This window comes from Bacillus sp. UNC437CL72CviS29 (assembly GCF_000482345.1).
GTDB lineage: Bacteria > Bacillota > Bacilli > Bacillales > Bacillaceae_G > Bacillus_A > Bacillus_A arachidis.
In genome coordinates this window covers 208,607-231,770 of sequence record NZ_KI535303.1, presented here as the reverse complement: position 1 = coordinate 231,770, position 23,164 = coordinate 208,607, and the positions used below count along the sequence as shown (strand labels likewise).

General features: G+C 36.8%; 21 protein-coding genes and 2 other annotated features. Of the genes, 19 read left to right on the top strand and 2 right to left on the bottom strand.

Going from position 1 to position 23,164, the window contains the following annotated elements:
* The first annotated feature begins 139 nt into the window (after window positions 1–139).
* The 5 genes from M014_RS0122140 to M014_RS0122115 all read left to right on the top strand — a co-directional run bounded on the left by M014_RS0122140 (window position 140) and on the right by M014_RS0122115 (window position 5,239).
* Entirely contained in the window at window positions 140–601 is a 462-nt protein-coding gene (locus M014_RS0122140) for a DUF441 domain-containing protein (RefSeq protein ID WP_026593634.1), read from the top strand.
* Between the two features lie 387 nt (window positions 602–988).
* Window positions 989–2,137 (top strand): citrate synthase, encoded by a 1,149-nt coding sequence (gene citZ / locus M014_RS0122130; RefSeq protein ID WP_026593633.1) that lies wholly within the window; start codon window positions 989–991, stop codon window positions 2,135–2,137.
* A gap of 161 nt (window positions 2,138–2,298) precedes the next feature.
* Window positions 2,299–3,591: an NADP-dependent isocitrate dehydrogenase gene (gene icd, locus M014_RS0122125; protein WP_026593632.1), complete on the top strand. Its 1,293-nt coding sequence runs from the start codon at window positions 2,299–2,301 to the stop codon at window positions 3,589–3,591.
* Between the two features lie 20 nt (window positions 3,592–3,611).
* On the top strand, window positions 3,612–4,550 hold the full coding sequence (gene mdh / locus M014_RS0122120) for a malate dehydrogenase (protein ID WP_026593631.1): 939 nt from the start codon (window positions 3,612–3,614) through the stop codon (window positions 4,548–4,550).
* 215 nt (window positions 4,551–4,765) lie between these two features.
* A complete protein-coding gene (locus M014_RS0122115; protein WP_026593630.1) occupies window positions 4,766–5,239 on the top strand; it encodes a MaoC/PaaZ C-terminal domain-containing protein in 474 nt (157 codons plus the stop codon).
* A 72-nt stretch (window positions 5,240–5,311) separates the two neighbouring features.
* Here the strand turns inward: M014_RS0122115 and M014_RS29795 are convergent, their stop codons facing one another.
* Together M014_RS29795 and M014_RS0122105 are read right to left on the bottom strand one after the other, a co-directional pair.
* Entirely contained in the window at window positions 5,312–5,452 is a 141-nt protein-coding gene (locus M014_RS29795; protein ID WP_197030418.1) for a hypothetical protein, read from the bottom strand.
* A gap of 96 nt (window positions 5,453–5,548) precedes the next feature.
* Complete coding sequence (locus tag M014_RS0122105) at window positions 5,549–5,872, bottom strand: YnfA family protein (RefSeq protein WP_026593629.1); 324 nt, start codon at window positions 5,870–5,872, stop codon at window positions 5,549–5,551.
* 171 nt (window positions 5,873–6,043) lie between these two features.
* On the opposite strand from M014_RS0122105, the gene M014_RS0122100 reads away from it, so the two are divergent.
* From M014_RS0122100 to infC, 14 genes are all read left to right on the top strand, one after another.
* A complete protein-coding gene (locus M014_RS0122100) occupies window positions 6,044–6,760 on the top strand; it encodes a response regulator transcription factor (RefSeq protein WP_026593628.1) in 717 nt (238 codons plus the stop codon).
* Window positions 6,753–8,516: a two-component system histidine kinase PnpS gene (gene pnpS, locus M014_RS0122095; protein WP_026593627.1), complete on the top strand. Its 1,764-nt coding sequence runs from the start codon at window positions 6,753–6,755 to the stop codon at window positions 8,514–8,516. Before M014_RS0122100 ends, pnpS begins: the two co-directional genes overlap by 8 nt.
* A 381-nt stretch (window positions 8,517–8,897) precedes the next feature.
* Window positions 8,898–11,531 carry a DNA polymerase I gene (gene polA / locus M014_RS0122090; RefSeq protein ID WP_026593626.1) on the top strand — a complete coding sequence of 878 codons (2,634 nt, stop codon included), beginning with the start codon at window positions 8,898–8,900 and terminating at the stop codon, window positions 11,529–11,531.
* A 12-nt stretch (window positions 11,532–11,543) separates the two neighbouring features.
* On the top strand, window positions 11,544–12,374 hold the full coding sequence (gene mutM, locus M014_RS0122085) for a DNA-formamidopyrimidine glycosylase (RefSeq protein WP_026593625.1): 831 nt from the start codon (window positions 11,544–11,546) through the stop codon (window positions 12,372–12,374).
* A gap of 83 nt (window positions 12,375–12,457) precedes the next feature.
* On the top strand, window positions 12,458–13,090 hold the full coding sequence (gene ytaF / locus M014_RS0122080) for a sporulation membrane protein YtaF (RefSeq protein WP_026593624.1): 633 nt from the start codon (window positions 12,458–12,460) through the stop codon (window positions 13,088–13,090).
* A 51-nt stretch (window positions 13,091–13,141) separates the two neighbouring features.
* Complete coding sequence (coaE, locus tag M014_RS0122075; RefSeq protein ID WP_026593623.1) at window positions 13,142–13,744, top strand: dephospho-CoA kinase; 603 nt, start codon at window positions 13,142–13,144, stop codon at window positions 13,742–13,744.
* 109 nt (window positions 13,745–13,853) lie between these two features.
* The gene (locus tag M014_RS0122070) at window positions 13,854–14,882 is read left to right on the top strand and encodes a glyceraldehyde-3-phosphate dehydrogenase (RefSeq protein WP_026593622.1); all 1,029 of its coding nucleotides are present in this window, start codon (window positions 13,854–13,856) and stop codon (window positions 14,880–14,882) included.
* 386 nt (window positions 14,883–15,268) lie between these two features.
* Window positions 15,269–15,652 carry an adenosylmethionine decarboxylase gene (gene speD / locus M014_RS0122065; protein WP_006096185.1) on the top strand — a complete coding sequence of 128 codons (384 nt, stop codon included), beginning with the start codon at window positions 15,269–15,271 and terminating at the stop codon, window positions 15,650–15,652.
* Window positions 15,653–15,958: 306 nt separating this feature from the next.
* On the top strand, window positions 15,959–16,420 hold the full coding sequence (gene nrdR, locus M014_RS0122060; RefSeq protein ID WP_012095725.1) for a transcriptional regulator NrdR: 462 nt from the start codon (window positions 15,959–15,961) through the stop codon (window positions 16,418–16,420).
* Between the two features lie 114 nt (window positions 16,421–16,534).
* Window positions 16,535–17,941, top strand: a complete 1,407-nt coding sequence (locus M014_RS0122055) for a replication initiation and membrane attachment family protein (protein WP_026593621.1) — start codon at window positions 16,535–16,537, stop codon at window positions 17,939–17,941.
* 33 nt (window positions 17,942–17,974) lie between these two features.
* Complete coding sequence (gene dnaI, locus M014_RS0122050; RefSeq protein WP_026593620.1) at window positions 17,975–18,910, top strand: primosomal protein DnaI; 936 nt, start codon at window positions 17,975–17,977, stop codon at window positions 18,908–18,910.
* Window positions 18,911–19,144: 234 nt separating this feature from the next.
* On the top strand, window positions 19,145–20,026 hold the full coding sequence (ytxC, locus tag M014_RS0122045) for a putative sporulation protein YtxC (protein ID WP_026593619.1): 882 nt from the start codon (window positions 19,145–19,147) through the stop codon (window positions 20,024–20,026).
* A gap of 31 nt (window positions 20,027–20,057) precedes the next feature.
* Window positions 20,058–20,285 (top strand) — a binding site (T-box leader).
* Between the two features lie 47 nt (window positions 20,286–20,332).
* Complete coding sequence (gene thrS / locus M014_RS0122040; RefSeq protein WP_026593618.1) at window positions 20,333–22,264, top strand: threonine--tRNA ligase; 1,932 nt, start codon at window positions 20,333–20,335, stop codon at window positions 22,262–22,264.
* Between the two features lie 205 nt (window positions 22,265–22,469).
* Window positions 22,470–22,591 (top strand) — a sequence feature (ribosomal protein L20 leader region).
* 61 nt (window positions 22,592–22,652) lie between these two features.
* Window positions 22,653–23,156, top strand: a complete 504-nt coding sequence (gene infC / locus M014_RS0122035) for a translation initiation factor IF-3 (RefSeq protein WP_000973214.1) — start codon at window positions 22,653–22,655, stop codon at window positions 23,154–23,156.
* Window positions 23,157–23,164: the final 8 nt, after the last annotated feature.

Sequence of the window (23,164 nt, the reverse complement as noted above, 5' to 3'; positions counted from 1 at the left end):
GTATTTAAGGGGTTGAAGGTCTGTATATATCATCTATATTGATTGATAAATACTTATCGTTTATAGCATGTATAACGATGTGTTTAACAGAATTTTTTTTTGTAAACAGGTTCATTATTTTCAGAAAGGAAGTGTAATCATGATTAGTCAATCCACGTTATTTTTATTCATACTTCTTATTATTGGACTTATTGCTAAAAATCAATCACTCACTGTAGCAGTTGGTGTTTTATTTTTATTAAAGTGGACGTTTTTAGGAGATAAGATTCTACCATATCTACAAACAAAAGGAATTAATCTTGGTGTAACGGTAATTACGATTGCGGTTCTTGTTCCAATAGCTACGGGTGAAATCGGATTTAAGCAGTTGAGTGAAGCGGCTAAATCTTATTACGCATGGATTGCTTTAGCGTCAGGAATAGCGGTCGCTCTCTTGGCAAAAGGAGGAGTACAGTTATTAACGAGTGATCCTCATATTACAACTGCGCTCGTATTTGGAACAATTATAGCAGTTGCGTTGTTTAATGGAGTCGCTGTAGGACCATTAATTGGAGCGGGAATTGCGTATGCGGTGATGAACATTATACAAATGTTTAAGTGAAAAATTTTATTGTAATATAAATTTTTTGAATTCTTTCCATTCACAAAAGTCAGATAATTGTTTATAATGTAATTAGAAAACTTTTCAAAGGTTACATAGCAGCGAAGACTTACACCAGATAAAATAAAAACAACATAAAACAATTTTTACTGATGTTGTTTTATGTTGTTTTTATCATAAACTCTTCGAAACTAGTTTTCCTCACCATCTGTTGTTCTAAGCGTGAGGATTCGAGGAGAAACTCACGCTCATGCTTTACAACAAGCAATGGAACTACAAGATGGGAACATCACAGCAAATTTGCATGATCGTGCATTTTGCTTGCCTAAAGAGTGAACGGGCGTTCATAATTTATATGGGGAAGCAAACAAATATAAGGGAGCAAGGTTGGGAGAATTTTCAGAAAAAGGAGAGAGTGTAATGACTGTTATTCGAGGTTTAGAAGGGGTAGTAGCAACAACATCATCCGTGAGTTCTATTATTGACGATACATTAACGTATGTTGGGTATAATATTGATGATTTAGCGGAAAACGCTACGTTTGAAGAAGTGGTATACTTACTGTGGCATCGTAAACTTCCTAATGAAGAGGAATTAAATGAGTTAAAAGAATCTTTATCGGAATATTCTAAAGTTCCAAGTGAGATTTTATCATATTTAAAACAAGTAGATTTAAAGATTGCACATCCGATGTCAGTTTTACGAACAGCGATTTCCATGTTATCATTATACGATGAGAGTGCTGAATTAATGGATGAGAAGTCCAATTATTTGAAAGCGGTTAAATTACAGGCTCAAGTAGGTACTCTTGTTGCAGCATATGCAAGAATTCGTAAAGGTTTAGAAGTTGTTGAGCCACGAAAAGATCTATCATTAGCTGCAAACTTTATCTATATGTTAAATGACCGCGAACCAAATGAAGTAGAAATCGAAGCTTTTGATAAGGCGCTTGTGCTTCATGCGGATCATGAATTAAATGCTTCTACATTTACAGCACGTGTTTGTGTTGCGACGCTTTCAGATGTATATTCTGGAATTACAGCAGCAATTGGTGCTTTAAAAGGACCTCTTCATGGCGGTGCGAACGAAAATGTAATGAAGATGTTAAAAGAGATTGGTGAAGAAGAAAATGTAGAGTCCTATATTCATAACGCACTTCAAAATAAAGTTAAGATTATGGGATTTGGCCATCGCGTATATGAAAATGGTGACCCACGTGCGAAACATTTACGTGAAATGTCTAAGAGATTATGCGTGCTTTTAGGAGAAGAGAAATGGTATAATATGTCTATCAAAATCGAAGACATTGTCACAAAAGAAAAAGGTCTTCCACCAAATGTCGATTTCTATTCTGCTTCTGTTTACCATTGTTTAGGAATTGATCATGATTTATTTACACCAATCTTTGCGATTAGTCGTATGTCAGGTTGGTTAGCTCATATTTTAGAGCAATATGAAAACAACCGTTTAATCCGTCCGCGTGCTGATTATAATGGACCAACGCATCAACGTTATATCCCATTAGCGCAACGATAAGTTAAAAACACTATTTTGATAGTGTAAATACACTTTCAAAAGTCTGATTTTTTTGCAAAGATGTAATGATTGGAATATTTTAATTTGACTAACGGTTTGAACTGAGGGTTTTATTCCCTCAGTTTCATACATATGAAATTTCAAACATGGGGGTTATCACAGTGACGACAGGAGAAAAAATTACTGTAACGAATGGTGTTATGAATGTACCGAACAATCCAATTATTCCTTTTATTGAAGGAGATGGAATTGGACCAGATATTTGGGCAGCAGCATCTCGTGTATTAGAAGCGGCTGTTGAAAAAGCTTATGATGGTGAGAAGAAAATCGTTTGGAAAGAAGTGCTTGCAGGGGAAAAAGCATTCAACCAAACAGGTGAATGGTTACCAGAAGAGACGTTAAATGAGATCCGTGAATACTTGATTGCAATTAAAGGCCCACTTACAACTCCTGTTGGTGGTGGTATCCGTTCTCTAAACGTAGCACTTCGTCAAGAATTAGATTTATACGTATGTTTACGTCCAGTTCGTTATTTTGAAGGTGTTCCTTCACCTGTAAAACGTCCGGAAGATACTGATATGGTAATTTTCCGTGAAAATACAGAAGACATTTATGCTGGTATTGAATATGCACAAGGATCTCCAGAAGCGCAAAAAGTGCTTGAGTTCTTAAAAGAAACAATGGGTGTAAATAAAATTCGCTTCCCAGAAACATCAGGAATTGGTATTAAACCAATTTCAGAAGAAGGGACAAAGCGTCTTGTTCGTGCTGCGATTCAATATGCAATTAACGAAAAACGCTCTTCTGTTACATTAGTTCATAAAGGAAACATTATGAAATTTACAGAAGGTGCTTTCAAAAACTGGGGCTATGAAGTAGCGGAACAAGAATTCAGTGATAAAGTATTTACTTGGGCTGAATATGACCGCATTGTTGAAAAAGATGGTAAAGATGCAGCGAATAAAGCGATGGCAGCAGCTGAAGAAGCTGGTAAAATCATCGTTAAAGATTCTATTGCAGATATCTTCTTACAACAAATTTTAACACGTCCACGTGAGTTCGATGTTGTTGCAACAATGAACTTAAATGGCGATTATATTTCTGATGCACTTGCAGCACAAGTAGGTGGCATTGGTATTGCACCTGGTGCAAACATTAACTATGTTACTGGGCATGCTATTTTTGAAGCTACACATGGTACAGCTCCAAAATATGCAGGTTTAGATAAAGTAAATCCATCTTCTGTCCTTCTTTCGGGAGTATTATTATTAGAGCATTTAGGATGGAATGAAGCTGCGAAATTAGTAACTGCTTCAGTAGAAAAAACAATTGCTTCAAAAGTGGTAACATATGACTTCGCACGTCTTATGGATGGTGCAACTGAAGTGAAATGTTCTGAATTTGCTGATGCCCTTATTAATAATATGGACTTAGCGGTAATCAAAAACGCATAATTTAAAGTGAGGGAGAAATTATGACAATCAAACGCAAAAAAGTATCAGTCATCGGTGCAGGATTTACAGGAGCAACAACAGCATTCTTATTAGGACAAAAAGAGCTTGCAGATGTTGTATTGGTGGACATTCCACAACTGGAAAATCCAACAAAAGGGAAAGCGTTAGATATGTTAGAAGCAAGCCCTATACAAGGTTTTGACGCTAACATTATCGGCACGTCTGATTACGCAGATACTGCTGATTCTGACGTTGTTGTTATTACAGCGGGTATTGCACGTAAACCAGGTATGAGCCGTGATGATTTAGTAGCGACAAACTCTAAAATTATGAAAAGTATTACACAAGATATCGTAAAACATTCACCAAACGCAATTATTGTTGTGTTAACAAATCCAGTTGACGCAATGACATATTCTGTATTTAAAGAAGCTGGATTCCCGAAAGAGCGCGTTATCGGTCAATCTGGTGTATTAGATACAGCGCGTTTCCGTACATTCATCGCACAAGAATTAAATCTTTCTGTTAAAGACATTACAGGATTCGTTCTTGGTGGTCACGGTGATGATATGGTACCTCTTGTACGTTATTCTTATGCAGGCGGTATTCCGTTAGAAACATTAATTCCAAAAGAGCGCTTAGATGCAATCGTAGAGCGTACGCGTAAAGGCGGCGGTGAAATTGTAAGTTTACTAGGAAACGGTAGTGCATACTACGCACCAGCTGCTTCTTTAGTTGAAATGACTGAAGCGATCTTAAAAGATCAACGCCGCGTATTACCGGCTATCGCATACCTTGAAGGTGAATATGGATATAGTGACCTTTACCTAGGTGTACCAGTAATTCTAGGTGGTAACGGAATTGAAAAAATTATCGAATTAGAACTTCGTGAAGAAGAAAAAGAAGCGTTAGATCGTTCAGTAGAATCTGTACGTAACGTTATGAAAGTTCTTGTTTAATACAAAATATATGGTAGAAAAAGATTCGGACTCCGAATCTTTTTCTACTATTTAGAGTATTATTTTTTTAAAATAACATGAAAACGCTATCATTAATTGTATCCTACAATGGAAACATAGACTTATAATATACATTGCCCTCATTATAGTAGCGCTTCGGATAATATATTGCTTTTGGTAGGATAATAAAATAAAACTTGGAGGGGGATTGTAACATGTTAAAGAAAAAAATTCAAATTGGTCGTCGAATGGATGAGATTACAGTAGGAGAAAAGTTATCTATCACTGAAAAAATTGAGGATAAAGATCTATTATTGTATTTAGGATTAACAAATGATTCCAATCCGTTATATATCCAGCATGATTATGCATCCCAAACTCCGTATGAAAAGCCAATTGTACCAAGCATTATGTTAACGGGTATAATTACAACGGCAGTTACAAAATATTTACCAGGTCCAGGTAGTCATGTTGTTAGGAAAGATCTAACTTTTGTGAAACCAGTTCATCATTATGAAACATTGCAAATTCATTTTGAAGTTGTAGCGGTTTCGGAGGAAGAACATACAATTGATATGCGTGTATTCGCTTATGATGAAAAAGAAGAAGTAGTTGTAAAGGGTGTATTAACGGTAGCACCGCCTTACAAATCGGCTTCTATTTTAGAAAAAGCATTAGATAATTTTTAATAATGAGTTCGTGTGTAATAAAAAATCGTACTAATCTATCATATGATAGATTAGTACGATTTTAAGTATAACTTAACTGAAAAAACCTTCTACAAACCCTTCTGAGAAATCAACGATGCTAGTGTGTAATGTTCCCCAGTTTGAAAAGCAGACAGTAAAACCAACTACAAATAATAAAGTGAAGCCAGGTAGTACCCATTTTTTGCGATTCATTTTGAATCCTCCCTTAATTTATAAATCTTTATGTTTAAATTTAATAATGTTAATTGTTACATTTTAAGGAGAGAGAAGCCAAGTGGGTATCTGTCTTTAACCACGTGGCCAAAGAATAATAAACACACCAATAAGGCAAAACGCTGCACCAGCCCAATCGAACAAATCAGGTGTTTTCTTATCAATCATCCATCCCCATAGTAAACTCATTACAATAAACACGCCGCCGTAAGCTGCGTATATACGGCCGAAACTAGAAAATACTTGGAATGTTGCAATTACGCCGTATAAGCATAAAATGATCCCGCCAATTAGGCCAAACCAAATGGAACCGCCTTCTCTTATCCATTTCCAGATGAGGTATCCACCACCAATTTCAGCTAGTCCGGCAAGAATGAAAATAACAGCTGCTTTAAACATGAATATGTACCATCGCTTTCTATTAGATATATTTTCCTGTATAACTATAGTACAATCAAACTTAGTGAATAGACAATTCTATTGAGAGGGGAATTGTTTTCTAGTATGATGAGAATAACGGGGAAATACTAGGATGAAGAAGGTTTCAAGTCTATAACTTGGAGGAAGAGAATGAGTAATAGAATTTTAGTTGTTGATGATGAGGAGTTTATTTTAACTTTAATTGAATTTAATTTGCAGCAAGCAGGATTTGAAGTCATAACAGCAATGGATGGCGAAGTGGCACTGCATAAAGCGACAACTGAACGTCCAGACCTGATCATATTAGATTTAATGCTTCCGAAAATGGATGGTATGGAAGTGTGTAAAGAATTACGTTTACAGCGTATTATGACACCTATTTTAATGTTAACAGCGAAAGATGATGAATTTGATAAGGTGTTAGGTCTTGAGCTTGGGGCAGATGATTATATGACAAAGCCGTTTAGTCCGAGGGAAGTTGTTGCTCGTGTGAAGGCAATTTTACGTCGTACGAAATTGCAAGAAGAACAAGTTCCAGAAGTGCAGGATGAAAATAGCATTATGATTACTGATTTAAAAATTTTACCTGAGTTTTACGAGGCGTATTTCCAGGGGGAAAAGCTAGAGCTAACGCCGAAAGAATTTGAGCTACTTGTATATTTAGCAAAGAATAAGGGCCGTGTGTTAACACGTGATCAGTTACTAAGTGCTGTATGGAACTATGATTTTGCTGGAGATACAAGAATCGTCGATGTTCATATTAGTCATTTACGAGATAAAATTGAAAAGAATACGAAAAAGCCAGCATACATTAAAACAATTCGTGGATTAGGTTATAAATTAGAGGAGCCAAAGGGGGATGAATAAATTCCGCTCGAGGCTTCTCTTTACATTTGTTTCTCTGATTATTCTTATTTTAGTTGGACTAGGGGTACTGCTCGAAACGGTGTTTGAGAACTACTATATTGATCACGCGAAAGAAAGAACAGTAAAAGAGACAAGATATGTTGCTTCATTGGTAGAGGTAGAAGGCATTGATCGCGTTTTAAAAAAGCCAAACATATTTGAGCAATTTGAAGAGCAAGTTCCTGTTTCAATTATATTTGTTGATGAAGAGAAGAAGGTCAAATATAGTAACAGCAAAGAATCTGTATTTAGTCAAGCAACAATTGAGGAACTTTCCTCTGAAACAGCAAAACAAAAAAATAGAGTGATTACGAAGGAAACAAGTGATAACAATGTATTTTATCATGCAGTGTTTGTTCAAGATACAGAGGGGAAACAAGGGTATATCATTATAAAGAGTACAATAGCTCCTTTGCAAGATGTTCACCAAAAAACGTGGGGATTATTAATTATAGGATTTGTGATTGCTTGTCTTGTTGTTGTTTTTCTTGGTGTGAAAATTACAGGTCAATATATTCGTCCGATAGAGTCTGTTACGAAAGTAGCGATTGAATTAGCGAAGGGGAATTATAAGGCACGTGCTTATGAAAGTCATTCAGATGAAACTGGGATGTTAAGTAAGGCAATTAATATTTTAGCGCGTAATTTACAAGAAATGACGTTAGAGCAAGAAATGCAACAAGATCGTTTACATACACTGATTGAAAATATGGGAAGCGGTATGATTTTAATTGATAGCCGCGGCTATATAAGTCTTGTGAACCGCTCGTATAAAGAGATTTTTCATGTAACGGATGAAGAATATTTAGATCGCTTATACTATGAAGCGTTTCTTCATGCAGAAATCATTGAACTTGTGGAAGAAATTTTTATGACAGAAGTAAAAGTGCGGAAGCAAATGCTGCTGCCACTTAGTATTGAAAGAAAACATTTTGAAGTATATGGCGCGCCGATTATCGGGACGAATCATGAGTGGAAAGGGATTGTTCTTGTATTCCACGATATAACAGAACTAAAGAAACTAGAGCAAATGCGAAAAGACTTTTTAGCGAATGTTTCCCATGAACTAAAAACGCCAATTACTTCTATTAAAGGATTTTCTGAAACACTACTTGATGGAGCGATGGAAAATCAACAGTTTTGTGAGCATTTTTTACACATTATTTTAAAGGAAAGCGAACGTATGCAAGGCTTAATCGAAGACTTGTTGGATCTATCAAAGATTGAACAACAAGGCTTTAAGCTAAATATGGGTACCGTTGATATAAAAGGATTACTGGAAGAAATTCAAATGGTACTAGATAAAAAGTCACAAGATAAAGATATTATTTTACAAGTGGACATTAACAAGTCAGTTTTTGTTATTGGGGATTCTAGTCGGTTGAAGCAAATCTTTATCAATTTAATTAACAATGCAATTCTGTATACACCTTCTGGAGGTACGGTATCTGTTAAGTTGTTTGAAGATGATCATAGTGTATATATCAAAGTGTCTGATACAGGAATTGGGATTAGTAAAGAGGAAATTCCACGTATTTTTGAACGTTTTTATCGGGTAGATAAAGCAAGAAGTCGAAACACAGGCGGGACAGGGCTTGGATTATCGATTGTAAAACATTTAGTAGAAGCGCATCATGGGACAGTTACTGTAGAGAGTGAAGTAGGAGAAGGAACAACATTTACAGTAACCTTGCAAAAAGTCGCTTTAGGGAAATGAGTTTCACATTCCCTTAGATGATGGACATTTACATTATATTAACAATAGCTTCATTAAACATTAATAAAGTCCTGTTAATATAATAGATGAAAACCCCTTCATCCAAGGAGTAATTTTGGACGAGAATAGGTGCTCTATTCTCGTCACTTCCCTTTTTGTGAAATTGCTTTATGTAACTTTTGTCAAAGTGTTATACGAATAGGATACGGAGATTTCATTCATGAGATATTGTGAAAACATCTCCATTGTATATTAAATATATGTAGTAGGAAGAACCGTTGTTTTTCTTCTCTCTGTTAGTCGTGTTAATATAGAGAGAAGGAAAAGACGGTTTTTTCTATATAAAAACTCGTTGAAAATTTGTATGAGGAGGTTTTCGATTTGGAAAAAAAGGTTGTATTAGTCGATGGAAATAATATCGCGTATCGTGCTTTCTTTGCACTGCCGCTTTTAAATAATGACAAAGGTATACATACGAACGCAATTTATGGTTTTACGATGATGTTAATGAGAATATTAGAAGAGGAAAAACCAACGCATATGCTTGTTGCGTTTGATGCGGGGAAAACAACATTTCGCCACAAAACATTTAGTGAATATAAAGGAGGGCGTCAAAAAACGCCGCCTGAATTGTCAGAGCAATTCCCATTTATTCGTGAGCTACTAGACGCGTTTCATGTGCCACGTTATGAGTTAGAGAACTATGAAGCAGATGACATTATGGGTACACTGGCAAAAGAAGCGAGTGAACAAGGTGCCCACGTAAAAGTTATTTCTGGAGATAAAGATTTACTGCAGCTTGTTTCTGATAACACGCTTGTATGTATTCCGCGTAAAGGAATTACAGAAGTAGATGAATATACGAAAGAAGCTTTATTTGAAAAATATAGTTTATCACCACAGCAAATTATCGATATGAAGGGTCTCATGGGAGATCAATCTGATAATATTCCAGGTGTGCCAGGTGTTGGTGAGAAGACGGCAATTAAATTGTTAACGCAATTTGAAACAGTAGAAGCCGTATATGAGAACATAGACAAAGTAAGCGGAAAGAAACTAAAAGAAAAATTAGAAGCAAATAAAGAGCAAGCGCTCATGAGTAAAGAACTTGCGACGATTATTACGGATGCTCCGATTACAGTACATGTGGATGATATCGAATATAAAGGATATGAAGCGAGTGACGTCATTCCGATGTTCGAGAATTTAGGCTTTACTTCCTTATTAAATAAGCTTGGTGCGTCTTCTGAAGAAACGGCGCCAGCTGAATTAGATGATATTTTGTTTGATATTGTAGAAGAAGTAACAGAAGAGATGCTACAGCAAGATAGTGCGATTATTGTGGAAGTACAAGAAGATAATTACCATAGAGCCGACATTCAAGGGTTTGGTATTCAAAATGAAAATGGTTGCTATTTCATCCCGAGTGATATTGCGCTCAAATCTGAAGCTTTTATGAAGTGGCTTGCAGATGATGAAATGAAAAAGTATACGTTTGATGCGAAACGTGCCATTGTTGCACTTAAGTGGAAAGGTGTAGAAATTAGAGGGGTCGATTTTGACTTGCTAATTGCCGCTTATTTACTTGATCCAGCTGATACAGATAAAGATTTCCGTGCCGTAGCGAAAATGAAAGAAACACATGCTGTTCAATCTGATGAAGAGGTATATGGAAAAGGTGCAAAACGTACGGTTCCTGAGCAAGAGGTAGTGGCAGAACACGTAGCTCGAAAAGTACATGTACTATACGATGTGCACAAAACATTTGTAGAAGAACTACAGAACAATGAACAATATGAACTGTTTACAGAGCTAGAAATGCCGCTTGCCCGTGTGTTAGCTGAAATGGAAGTAAAGGGCGTCAAGGTTGATACAGAGCGCTTACGTAATATGGGAGTTGAGCTTGCTAGAAGGCTTAAGGAAATGGAACGAGAAATTTATGAGCTTGCTGGAACAGAGTTTAACATTAACTCACCGAAGCAGCTCGGCGTAGTTTTATTTGAAAACTTAAATTTACCGGTTATTAAAAAGACAAAAACAGGGTATTCTACATCGGCTGATGTATTGGAAAAATTAATGGGGCATCATGAAATTATCCCTAATATCTTACATTATCGTCAATTAGGGAAATTGAATTCTACCTACATTGAAGGATTATTAAAGGTAGTTCATGAAGATTCTTCTAAAATTCATACCCGTTTTAACCAAGTACTGACGCAAACGGGCCGACTAAGCTCTACAGAACCAAATTTACAAAATATCCCGATTCGCTTAGAGGAAGGAAGAAAGATTCGCCAAGCATTCATTCCTTCAAAAGAAGGATGGGTTATGTATGCAGCCGATTATTCACAAATTGAACTGCGTGTCTTGGCGCATATTGCAAACGACAAAGGGTTAGTGGAAGCGTTCCAGCATGATATGGATATTCATACGAAAACAGCAATGGACGTATTTGGCGTTGGAAAAGATGAAGTAACATCGAATATGAGACGTCAGGCAAAAGCTGTTAACTTTGGAATTGTATATGGTATTAGCGATTATGGACTTTCGCAAAACTTAGGAATTACACGAAAAGCGGCAGGGGAATTTATTGAAAAGTATTTTGCGAGTTTCCCTGGAGTAAAAGAATATATGGATGAGATTGTACAAGAAGCAAAGCAAAAAGGGTATGTTTCTACATTATTAAATCGCCGTCGTTATATTCCAGAAATTACGAGTCGCAATTTTAATTTACGCGGCTTTGCTGAGCGTACTGCGATGAATACTCCAATTCAAGGTAGTGCAGCTGATATTATAAAAAAAGCGATGATTATTATGGCAGACCGCCTAGAAGAAGAAGGTTTACAAGCGCGTCTTCTTCTTCAAGTACACGATGAATTAATTTTTGAAGTGCCAAAAGAAGAAGTAGAAAAGTTAGAGAAGCTTGTACCTGAAGTAATGGAGCATGCAATTGAACTTGCAGTTCCGCTAAAAGTTGATTACTCTTACGGTCCAACTTGGTATGACGCAAAATAAGGAAGTGATTGAATGCCTGAATTACCAGAGGTTGAAAATGTTAGAAGGACACTTGAAAACCTTGTAACCGGAAAAATAATTAAAGATGTGATTGTAACATATCCAAAATTAGTAAAGCGACCAGATGACGCTGAGCTCTTTAAAGAAATGTTACGCGGTGAAACGATTGAACGGATTGAACGAAGAGGTAAGTTTTTACTTCTTTATGTAACAAAGTACGTTATTGTTTCACACTTGCGTATGGAGGGGAAATATTTACTTCATAAAGAGGACGAACCAATTGATAAACATACGCACGTGCGTTTTCAGTTTACAGATGGTACAGAGTTACACTATAAAGATGTGAGAAAGTTTGGTACGATGCACCTCTTTAAAAAAGGTGAAGAATTCGACAAAATGCCACTTGCTGATTTAGGGCCTGAGCCATTTGACGCTGAACTGACACCAGGATATTTGCAGGAGAGATTGAAAAAGACAAACCGCAAAATAAAAGTTGTACTATTAGATCAACGTCTTTTAGTTGGGCTTGGGAATATATATGTAGATGAAGTTTTATTCCGTTCCGGGATTCACCCGGAACGAGAAGCTTCATCTTTAACGAAAGCCGAAATAGAAAAAATTCATGAGGCAACTGTCGCAACATTAGCGGAGGCTGTTGAGCGCGGAGGAAGTACAATCAGAACGTATATCAATTCGCAAGGACAAATCGGCTCGTTCCAAGAGCTTCTAAATGTGTATGGAAGAAAAGGTGAACCATGCGTAACGTGTGGGAGTGTGATTGAAAAGACAGTGGTTGGTGGACGAGGAACGCATTATTGCCCTATGTGCCAGCCAAAAAGCTAAGAAAGATATTGTTTTCTAATAACATCGGATAGGCATTTGTCATATACATACAGCAAAGCTATGTATAGGGAAGGAGCTTACCGATGTATCATTATTTCTCTCTTATTTTATTAGCTTTTACATTAAGTTTAGACAGCTGTAGTGTAGGGCTTACGTATGGTTTGCGGAGCGTGAGGATTCCGTTAAAATCGATACTTATCATTGGAATGTGTTCAGCGGCTGTCATGCTTGTTTCGATGGGAATTGGACATATGATTGCTAAGGTGTTTTCTCCAGTGATTGCAACGCGCATTGGCGGAATCGTTTTAGTGGCTATTGGTGCATGGGTGTTGTATCAGTTTTTTCGGAGTGAGAAAAAAGACGAACCGCAGCAAGAAGAGAAAGTTTGGAAGTTAGAAATTGCTTCGCTTGGATTAGTCATTCAAATTTTACGGAAGCCGACTGTTGCCGATTTTGATAAATCAGGCACAATTTCTGGTGGAGAAGCCTTGCTTTTGGGGATCGCTCTTTCAGTAGACTCGTTTGGAGCAGGAATTGGTGCATCCTTACTAGGATATACTCCTGCTATGATGGCGGTGTTAGTTGCCGTTATGAGCTCTCTGTTTTTATTTATTGGAATGAGGCTAGGAACGGTTTTATCGAATATGCGATGGTTACAAAAATTTACGTTTCTACCTGGGATTTTACTTATTATTATTGGAATTTGGAAAATGTAAGTGGGAGCGTGGAACATAAGTTTCACGCTTCTATTTGTAAGGAGGAGAATGATGACAATTGTAATTGGATTAACAGGAGGCATTGCAAGTGGGAAAAGCACTGTTTCGCAAATGTTTCGTGAGTTAAACATTCCTGTTATAGATGCGGATATTATTGCTAGGGAAGTTGTAGAACAAGGTAAAGAAGCATATAAAGAAATTGTAGAGGTATTTGGTGAAGAAATACTGCAAGTAAATGGGGAGCTAGATCGTCAAAAGCTTGGAAGTATTGTATTTCATAATGAAGAAAAACGATTGCATTTAAACAAAATCGTTCATCCTGCTGTTCGGAAAGAAATGAATGCTCAGAAGGATATGTACATAAAGGAAGGCGTGCAAGCGGTTGTACTAGATATTCCACTTTTATTTGAAAGTAAGCTAACGAGTCTTGTTGATCAAATTTTAGTTGTAGCTGTATCACCTAGTACGCAGTTAGAGCGTTTAATGAAGCGGAATGGTTTTATAGAAGAGGAAGCAAAAGCACGCATTCATTCACAAATGTCTTTAGCAGAGAAAGTAACATTAGCTAATAAAGTTATTTATAATGATGGCACAATTGCGGAGACAAAAGCACAATTACAGCTCATTTTAAAAGAGTGGAACATCATTAATTAAAAAAATGTAAAATTAGTGAAAATGCTTAGTGACATATCTCCTTTTTGTGTTATACTATTATTGGGATTAGAGATAAATAGTATAACGCATTCAAGGGGGATAACATATTATGATTCGTGTGGCAATTAATGGATTTGGACGTATTGGGAGAATGGTATTTCGTCAAGCAATAAAAGAAAGCGCATTCGAAATTGTAGCAATCAACGCAAGCTATCCATCAGAAACATTAGCGCATTTAATCAAGTATGATACAGTTCATGGCAAGTTTGACGGAACAGTAGAAGCATTTGAAGATCATTTATTAGTGGATGGGAAAATGATTCGCCTTCTAAACAACCGCGATCCAAAAGAATTGCCTTGGAAAGACTTAGGTGTTGAAGTTGTAATCGAAGCAACGGGTAAATTTAATGCAAAAGAAAAAGCGATTCTTCACGTAGAAGCTGGGGCGAAGAAGGTTATTTTAACGGCACCTGGTAAAAATGAAGATATAACAGTTGTAGTTGGTGTAAACGAAGAACAATTAGATATTACAAAACATACTGTTATTTCAAATGCATCTTGTACAACAAACTGTTTAGCGCCTGTTGTTAAGGTGCTAGATGAACAGTTCGGAATTGAAAACGGTTTAATGACAACTGTTCACGCTTATACAAATGACCAAAAAAATATTGATAACCCACATAAAGATTTACGAAGAGCACGTGCTTGTGGACAGTCTATTATTCCTACAACAACAGGTGCTGCGAAAGCATTAGCGAAAGTTCTTCCGCACTTAAATGGAAAACTTCACGGAATGGCACTTCGCGTTCCAACACCAAACGTGTCTCTTGTTGATTTAGTAGTAGATGTAAAACGTGATGTAACAGTTGAAGAAATTAATGAAGCGTTTAAAACTGTTGCAAACGGTGCGCTGAAAGGAATTGTAGAGTTCAGCGAAGAACCTCTTGTTTCTATCGATTTTAATACAAATACACATTCTGCTATCATTGATGGCCTATCTACAATGGTAATGGGAGAGCGTAAAGTTAAAGTGCTTGCTTGGTATGATAACGAGTGGGGTTACTCTCGCCGTGTTGTAGATCTTGTGAAGTTAGTTGTCACTGAACTAGCAAAACAAGAAAATGTACAACACATTTAATGATAGAAAAGGAGGCAAGCGATTGCTTGTCTTCTTTTTTTTACTTTTTTTGAAAAGGAAAAATATTATTCAAGTATATCTTTGTCAATGGTACATATGAAAGAACATTGTGATTGCTGTATTTGTGAATTAAATATTCTTTTTGGGAAAAAGTAAAGAAGAGAATATGACAAAAAAACGAAAAAACTGTTGTTGCAAAATGAAAATAAACAAAGTATACTAACACTCGTAAACTTAAGAGCTGAGGTACGTAGTCACTACTTAAAGGGTTAGGACCTCTCTGGACTAACTTTCCCCCGTGGTAGTGGAGCAAGCCAAATTGCAAATTAGTTTTCAATTCGAACAGTTAGATTAAATTTACAAGGGGGAACTGTAGAATGGATACTATGGACACGATGGGCCGTCACGTAATCGCTGAACTTTGGGATTGCGATTTTGACAAGCTTAATGATATGCCGTTTATTGAACAATTATTTGTGGATGCAGCACTAAGAGCAGGTGCTGAAGTACGTGAGGTTGCTTTTCATAAGTTTGCACCGCAGGGTGTAAGTGGAGTGGTAATCATTTCGGAATCACACTTAACAATTCATAGCTTTCCAGAGCACGGTTATGCAAGTATTGATGTTTATACTTGTGGGGATCGTATTGATCCAAATGTTGCTGCAGAGTATATTGCAGAAGGTTTAAATGCGAAAACGCGAGAGAGCATCGAGCTTCCTCGAGGCACAGGTAGCTTCGAAATTAAGCATAGAGAAACAAAAGCTCTTTAAAAAAAAACATAATTGATTTAAAATGTAAAGAGGTGTATAATGCACCTCTTTTTTTAGTTTATATAAGGTGGAATTTCTGTTAGTAAGAGAACCATACCAATTAAATTTTTATGAGGAAACGAATCTCCTGTCTAATTATGTTGTTTTTAATGGATTTTGAGTTGGGAGTATTACTACCCATGAAAGTAGGGTAAGTGTGAAGTTGAAGTGGTAAGCATAGATAAATAGGTTATATAATGTTGTATATATTTTCACGTGTAAGTAAAGTAAGAAAAATAAAGATTAAATTGCAAGGGAGTGAATGAGTTGCGTTGTCCATCCTGTTTTCATAATGGTACAAGAGTATTGGATTCACGTCCGGTAGATGAGGGGCGCTCCATTCGAAGAAGAAGAGAGTGTGAAAGTTGTTTAAATCGATTTACGACATTTGAACGAGTAGAAGAACCACCTCTTATTGTTGTAAAAAAAGAGGGAACAAGAGAAGAGTTTAATAAAGAAAAGATTTTGCGTGGATTAATTAAAGCGTGTGAAAAAAGACCTGTATCATTAAAACAATTAGAAGAAGTAACGCAAAATGTAGAGCGTGAACTTCGAAATTTAGGAATATCAGAAGTGAAAAGCGATATGATCGGCGAAATCGTCATGGAAGCACTTCGAGATATTGATGATGTTGCTTATGTACGATTTGCTTCTGTATATCGTCAATTTAAAGATTTAAATGTATTTATTGAAGAATTAAAAGATATACTGCAAAAAGAACGAGAATAAAGTGGAACTTGGAGCCTACAAATAGTGGGGGAAAGAGCTAGAAGCGTAAGCTATTAGCTCTTTTTCACTAAGGAGTTATATACGTAGAATGGGCGAAAGAAAGGAATTGCAAGGATGGAAAAACAGTCATGGATGGAGCTATTGCCAATTGATCGTTATAAAGTAAGTGCAAAAGGGTTGCTGCATAGTTACGATCGCAAGGTATTAACGATGTTATATCAACCATTAGTAGGTAGCAAGGCTTTTAGCCTATACATGACGATGTGGGGAGAGTTAGAGCAGGATCGTGTATTTGGAAAAGAGAATACACATCACTCTCTTATGGTAACGATGCAAATGCAGCTTCCAGAAGTGTATGAAGAACGGGTGAAATTAGAAGCGATTGGGCTTTTAAACGTATATATAAAAAAAGAAAAAGATATTCGAATGTTTATATACGAGCTTCAGTCGCCGTTATCACCAAAACAATTTTTTGATGATATTGTCCTGAGCATCTTCTTGTATAATCGATTGAGTCGTGCAAAATATAATCAAGTTAAGCAATATTTCTTAGAAGAAGAGTTTGATTTTACTTCTTATGAAAATGTTACGCATTCCTTTAATGATGTATTTGGGTCTTTTAATCCAGGTCAATTTGAACATGCACAAGAGGAACTTCGAATTCCGAGTAACGCAGTTATGCCTGGCAATGCGAAAGGAACGGCTCCTAATCTTTGGAACGATTTCTTTGATTTTTCTTTATTTGTGGAAGGGTTATCGACTCTTGTGCCGCGAAAAGCGATTACGGATCAAGTGCGGGAATGTGTGGTTACACTTTCCTATGTGTATGGTGTGGATGTGCTATCGATGCAAAACATTGTGCTTGGAGCAATGACAGAACTGCAAACGATTGATATGGAAAGGCTTCGCAAAGGAGCGCGTGATTGGTATCAATTCGAAAATGGTCAAGCGCTTCCAGTGTTAAGTGAACGAGTGCAGCCTCATTCTTCACGTACGATGAAAGAGAAAGAGCCGTCTACCCAAGAAGAGATGCTCATTAAACAGCTGGAAGAGATTCCACCAAAACAATTGTTAAAAGAAATCTCAGGCGGTGCAGAAGCGACAAAAGCAGATTTGCAAATTGTAGAAGAAGTAATGATGAATCAAAAATTAACGCCAGGTGTTGTCAATGTACTGATTTATTATGTAATGCTGCGTTCAGATATGAAGCTTTCCAAAACATATGTTGAGAAAATCGCAGGGCATTGGGCACGAAAAAAGGTCGGTACCGTATCAGAAGCAATGGCATTGGCGAAAGAAGAGAATCGCCAATATCAAGAGTGGGCTGAGACGAAGAAGAAGGGCCGTACATCGAAAAAAACAGTACGGAAAGAAATGGTGCCAGATTGGCTGAAAGAACAAGCGAAGGAACAACCAAAAGAACAGTCTAAAGATCTTGCAAATGTGCCGGAAAAACCGAGCAAGTTAGAAGAAGAAAGAAAGAGATTGGAAGAAGAGTTAAAAAAATATAAGCGTGATTAATAGAGGAGAATGAACGCTCTTTGAGGTGAAAGAATGGAGCATATTCAAAATTCATTTGCAAAGTTAATGCAAAATGAAAATTTTAAAAATAGATATGAAGTGTTAAAAGCAGAAGTTATGGCTCATCCGCGTATAAAAGAGTTTGTAGAAGAACATAAAGGTGAAGTCACGACTTCCATGATAGAGCGAAGTCTTGTGAAGCTATATGAATACATTGGACAAAGCGTTGGATGCGCAGATTGCCCAAACTTAGAATCCTGTAAAAATATGATTCAAGGGTATGAACCGAAATTGATTATTCAAGGTAAGATGATTGATATTCAATATGATCGCTGCGTAAGAAAAGTGGCTTATGATGAGAGGAAGAAACAAGAGAAGCTCATTCAAAGTGTATATATGCCGAAGGATATATTGCAGGCGTCTATGTCTTCTCTCGATTTATCTGATGGAAATCGCTTTGAAGCAATTCGTGCTGCGAATGAATTTTTAAGTGAGTATGAGCCAGGGAAGAAAGTACAGGCATTGTACTTCTATGGACCGTTTGGTGTTGGGAAAACATTTGTTTTGGGAGCAATTGCTAATGAGTTGGCTCAGAGGAAGGTCAGTTCAATGATTGTATATTTGCCTGAATTTTTACGTGAAATAAAAAGTTCGCTGCAAAATAATACGATTAGCGAAAAAATTGACGCAGTAAAATATGTGCCGGTATTAATGTTAGATGATATTGGAGCAGAAGCGATGTCAAGCTTTGTCCGTGATGATGTACTAGGTGCCATTTTACAATTCCGTATGCTTGAAAACTTACCAACGTTCTTTACGTCTAATTTTGATTTTAAACAGTTAGAACATCATTTAACGTATACACAGCGCGGAGAAGCAGAAGAAATGAAGGCGGCTCGGATTATGGAGCGCATTAAATATTTAGCGAAGCCGGTTCCGATTGGCGGGAAAAACCGTCGTCATACGTAAAGAGCGAGCATAATGCTTGCTCTTTTTATTTATCTATACGTTTGAAAATTCATACGAGCTTGTATCATTTTTTTTCTACTCCCTTAATATATATAAAATTAGCAAGGATTATAGGATGAAGCTTTCATCAGTATGGAGAAGTTATTTCTACATAGAGCCCAGCTTACACGAACTGAACTCTTATGGGGCTTGAGAGAAAGCAACTCTGTAAGCGGGATAAAAGGGGGGGCAAGAGTGATTGAAATTTGTTTCGAAGAAAAAAATGATGCTGCGCACGTATATCAACAACTGATAAAGAGAACGGAAAAGCTATATAAAGAAACGAGTGTTTATTTATATGAACAAAAGGTAACAATTCATATTCCAATATGCGAATCGAATTATATTGAGAAAGTTTTAATACCAGTACTCCTTTATTTTATTGTTAATATAAAACAAAATGAATGGATTCGTGCCATTTTAAAAGAAAAGTTTTTTTACGAAGAACAAGAAGAATGCCATCAAATTTTACATATGGCACATGCTATTTTAAATGGAAAACGAAAAGGGCTTGCTTCGGATTTAACACGTAATCAAATTGAAGATCGTATTATGTCTTCTTTAAAAGGGTGGATCTGTGACCCGCTTTCGTTTTCTTTTTCATCTTATATTCGTTTTCGTCTCCGCGCATATAGGGAGATGATTCATCGACTTGCGGAAGTAGCGATTGATGAATATAAAATGGAACAAGAATATCAAATGTTTGTAGAAATGCTACGGCAACAGGTGAGTAGCCGTAAATCACGGTTATCTTGCATACATCTTGTATTTGATGAAAGCTTTATTTTTTATGATGAAAAAGGAATACGTTTAAAGCAGGAGAAATTGGTTCAATATATAGATGAGGAGTTACTAACTAAGCAGAGTGTATATATTGACACGAAGGTAATTGCACCGCTTCTTTCTATTGCACCGAAAACGATTTATTTGTATACGAAAGAGCAAGATCACAATATGATCGTTACCCTTCAAAATGTATTTCAAGAACGAGTTCAATTATGTGCACTACATGAATTTGAGCGCAACGTGAAAAATTTAAAAAATAAGGGGAACGCCCTTGATTTTCTAAGTTTTTGAGCATATAATTACCTACATAAATGAAATATATTGAAATGTCACGATGAGGACAAGAGTAATTTGCTACGATTCTCAGAGAGGGAAGCCTTAGGGTGTGAGCTTCCTAGTACGAGTTTATTACTTACCACCTCTAAACTTTAGCAGTGAACGTTTTTCTAGTAATTGCTAACGGTCAACACCGTTATGTTGTACTTGAGCAATTAACAATTTGGTTAATTGAAACAAGGGTGGAACCACGAATTCAACACTCGTCCCTTTTTACGGGATGAGTGTTTTTTATTTTGAGAAAAAGAGGAGTGACCAGTGATGGCAGATGTAGTTAAAATTACTTTCCCTGATGGAGCTGTGAAGGAGTTTCCAAAAGGAACAACAACTGAAGAAATCGCAGCTTCTATTAGCCCAGGCTTAAAGAAAAAGGCTGTGGCTGGAAAATTAAATGATGAGATGATTGATCTTCGTACACCAATCGAAGAAGATGGTGCAGTTTCAATCATTACATTAGACTCTGAAGATGGCTTGTACATTTTACGTCATTCAACAGCTCATCTTTTAGCGCAAGCGTTAAAACGTTTATATAAAGATGTGAAACTTGGTATTGGTCCAGTAATTGAAAATGGCTTCTACTACGATATCGATATGGAAGAGGCAATTACAGTTGAGGACTTCCCAAAAATCGAAAAAGAAATGCAAAAAATTGTGAACGAGAACTTAGAAATCGTTCGTCATGAAGTACCACGTGCTGAAGCACTTCGCCGTTATGAGGAAATTGGAGATGAGCTAAAATTAGAATTAATTAACGATCTTCCTGAAGATGCTGTTATTTCAATCTATGAACAAGGTGAATTTTTCGACCTTTGCCGCGGTGTTCATCTTCCATCTACAGGGAAAATTAAAGTATTTAAATTGTTAAGCGTTGCGGGTGCTTACTGGCGCGGCGATAGCAATAATAAAATGCTACAACGTATTTACGGTACTGGATTCGTGAAAAAAGCAGAATTAGATGAGCATTTACGTATGCTTGAAGAAGCGAAAGAGCGTGACCACCGTAAATTAGGTAAAGAGTTAAAATTATTTACAAATAGCCAAAAAGTAGGACAAGGTTTACCACTTTGGTTACCAAAAGGTGCAACAATCCGTCGTATCATTGAGCGTTACATCGTTGATAAAGAAGCAAGCTTAGGATATGACCACGTATACACTCCAGTTCTAGGAAGCAGAGAGCTTTATGAAACTTCTGGTCACTGGAATCACTACCGTGATGGTATGTTCCCATCAATGGAAATGGACAATGAAGAATTAGTGCTTCGTCCAATGAACTGCCCTCACCATATGATGGTGTATAAAAATGATATTCACAGCTATCGTGAATTACCAATCCGTATTGCGGAGCTTGGAACAATGCATCGTTATGAAATGTCTGGAGCATTATCTGGATTGCAACGTGTACGTGGAATGACTTTAAATGATGCGCACATTTTCGTTCGCCCAGATCAAATTAAAGAAGAGTTAAAACGTGTTGTAAACCTAACTTTAGAGGTATACAAAGACTTCGGTTTAGAAAACTATTCATTCCGCTTATCTTATCGTGACCCAGAAGATACTAAAAAGTACTATGCTGACGATGAAATGTGGGAAAAAGCACAAGGTATGTTGAAAGAAGCGATGGATGAAATGGGTCTTGAGTACTATGAAGCTGAAGGTGAAGCGGCATTCTATGGTCCAAAGCTCGATGTTCAAGTTCGTACTGCACTTGGAAAAGACGAAACACTTTCAACTGTACAATTAGACTTCTTACTTCCAGAACGCTTTGAATTAACTTACGTTGGAGAAGATGGTAAACCTCATCGTCCAGTTGTTATTCACCGAGGTGTTGTATCAACTATGGAACGTTTCGTTGCCTTCTTAATTGAAGAGTACAAAGGTGCATTCCCAACATGGTTAGCGCCAGTTCAAGTACAAGTAATCCCAGTTTCTCCGCAAGTACATTTAGACTACGCGAAGAAAGTACAGGAAGACTTACAACGCGCTGGTATCCGTGTTGAAGTAGATACTCGTGAAGAGAAAATTGGTTACAAAATTCGTGAAGCACAAATGCAAAAAATTCCGTATATGCTTGTAGTAGGTGACAATGAAGTGGCTGAAAACGGCGTAAACGTACGTAAATACGGTGAACAAAAATCAGAAACAATTGCATTAGATGCATTTGTTGATATGATTAAAGTTGAAGGAAAACGCTAAGAAAGAGCCGCGGTATGCCGCGGCTTTCTTTTATGTTGCTAAGGATAAAAACTAGAAATAATAACCAAACAACACTTATCATAAAAAAGTATTGCATGTATTCGTGTTGTTTGTTACAATATTTCTTGTTGTTAGTAAAACGCGTCTTCTTGACAGACGTTATATCCTATGATAAACTCATCAAGGATAATAGAATATTGTTTTGTAGAACAAGTAGAAGCACCCGCTTCTCACCTGATTGACGCATATGCAGTTAGCAGGTAAATGTCTTTCTTACTTAAGATCGTACAAGTGTGGGTGTTCGTATGCCCACACTTTTTTGTTTGGGTTCTACGACTACAAACGTATTCTAAGAAAACCTTGGAGGTGGCTTACTATTAGCAAGGATATGATGATTAACGAGCAAATTCGTGCACGTGAAGTACGTTTAGTTGGTGCGAATGGTGATCAACTTGGCATCAAGTCTCGTAATGACGCTTTAGACTTAGCTGCAAATCTTAATCTTGATTTAGTATTGGTTGCTCCAAATGCGAAACCGCCAGTATGCCGCATTATGGACTACGGTAAATTCCGCTTTGAGCAACAAAAGAAAGAAAAAGAACAGCGCAAAAATCAAAAAGTAATTAGCATGAAAGAAGTTCGTTTAAGTCCAACAATTGATGAACACGACTTTAACACAAAACTTCGTAATGCTATCAAGTTTTTAGAGAAAGGCGACAAGGTTAAAGCGTCAATTCGCTTTAAAGGACGTGCCATTACTCATAAAGAAATCGGTCAACGTGTCTTAGATCGCTTCTCAGAAGCTTGTGCTGAAGTTAGTACAATTGAATCTAAGCCTAAAATGGAAGGACGTAGTATGTTCTTAGTTTTAGCACCGAAAAACGATAAGTAATAGATAGA

Coding starts and splice junctions, on each gene's coding strand:
- infC (WP_000973214.1), top strand. CDS start 22,653: ATGATGATTAACGAGCAAATTCGTGCACGTGAAGTACGTTTAGTTGGT.
- M014_RS0122105 (WP_026593629.1), bottom strand. CDS start 5,872: ATGTTTAAAGCAGCTGTTATTTTCATTCTTGCCGGACTAGCTGAAATT.
- M014_RS0122115 (WP_026593630.1), top strand. CDS start 4,766: ATGTTAAAGAAAAAAATTCAAATTGGTCGTCGAATGGATGAGATTACA.
- M014_RS0122140 (WP_026593634.1), top strand. CDS start 140: ATGATTAGTCAATCCACGTTATTTTTATTCATACTTCTTATTATTGGA.
- dnaI (WP_026593620.1), top strand. CDS start 17,975: ATGGAGCATATTCAAAATTCATTTGCAAAGTTAATGCAAAATGAAAAT.
- pnpS (WP_026593627.1), top strand. CDS start 6,753: ATGAATAAATTCCGCTCGAGGCTTCTCTTTACATTTGTTTCTCTGATT.
- thrS (WP_026593618.1), top strand. CDS start 20,333: ATGGCAGATGTAGTTAAAATTACTTTCCCTGATGGAGCTGTGAAGGAG.
- mdh (WP_026593631.1), top strand. CDS start 3,612: ATGACAATCAAACGCAAAAAAGTATCAGTCATCGGTGCAGGATTTACA.
- M014_RS0122070 (WP_026593622.1), top strand. CDS start 13,854: ATGATTCGTGTGGCAATTAATGGATTTGGACGTATTGGGAGAATGGTA.
- mutM (WP_026593625.1), top strand. CDS start 11,544: ATGCCTGAATTACCAGAGGTTGAAAATGTTAGAAGGACACTTGAAAAC.
- M014_RS0122100 (WP_026593628.1), top strand. CDS start 6,044: ATGAGTAATAGAATTTTAGTTGTTGATGATGAGGAGTTTATTTTAACT.
- ytaF (WP_026593624.1), top strand. CDS start 12,458: ATGTATCATTATTTCTCTCTTATTTTATTAGCTTTTACATTAAGTTTA.
- M014_RS29795 (WP_197030418.1), bottom strand. CDS start 5,452: ATGAATCGCAAAAAATGGGTACTACCTGGCTTCACTTTATTATTTGTA.
- coaE (WP_026593623.1), top strand. CDS start 13,142: ATGACAATTGTAATTGGATTAACAGGAGGCATTGCAAGTGGGAAAAGC.
- speD (WP_006096185.1), top strand. CDS start 15,269: ATGGACACGATGGGCCGTCACGTAATCGCTGAACTTTGGGATTGCGAT.
- M014_RS0122055 (WP_026593621.1), top strand. CDS start 16,535: ATGGAAAAACAGTCATGGATGGAGCTATTGCCAATTGATCGTTATAAA.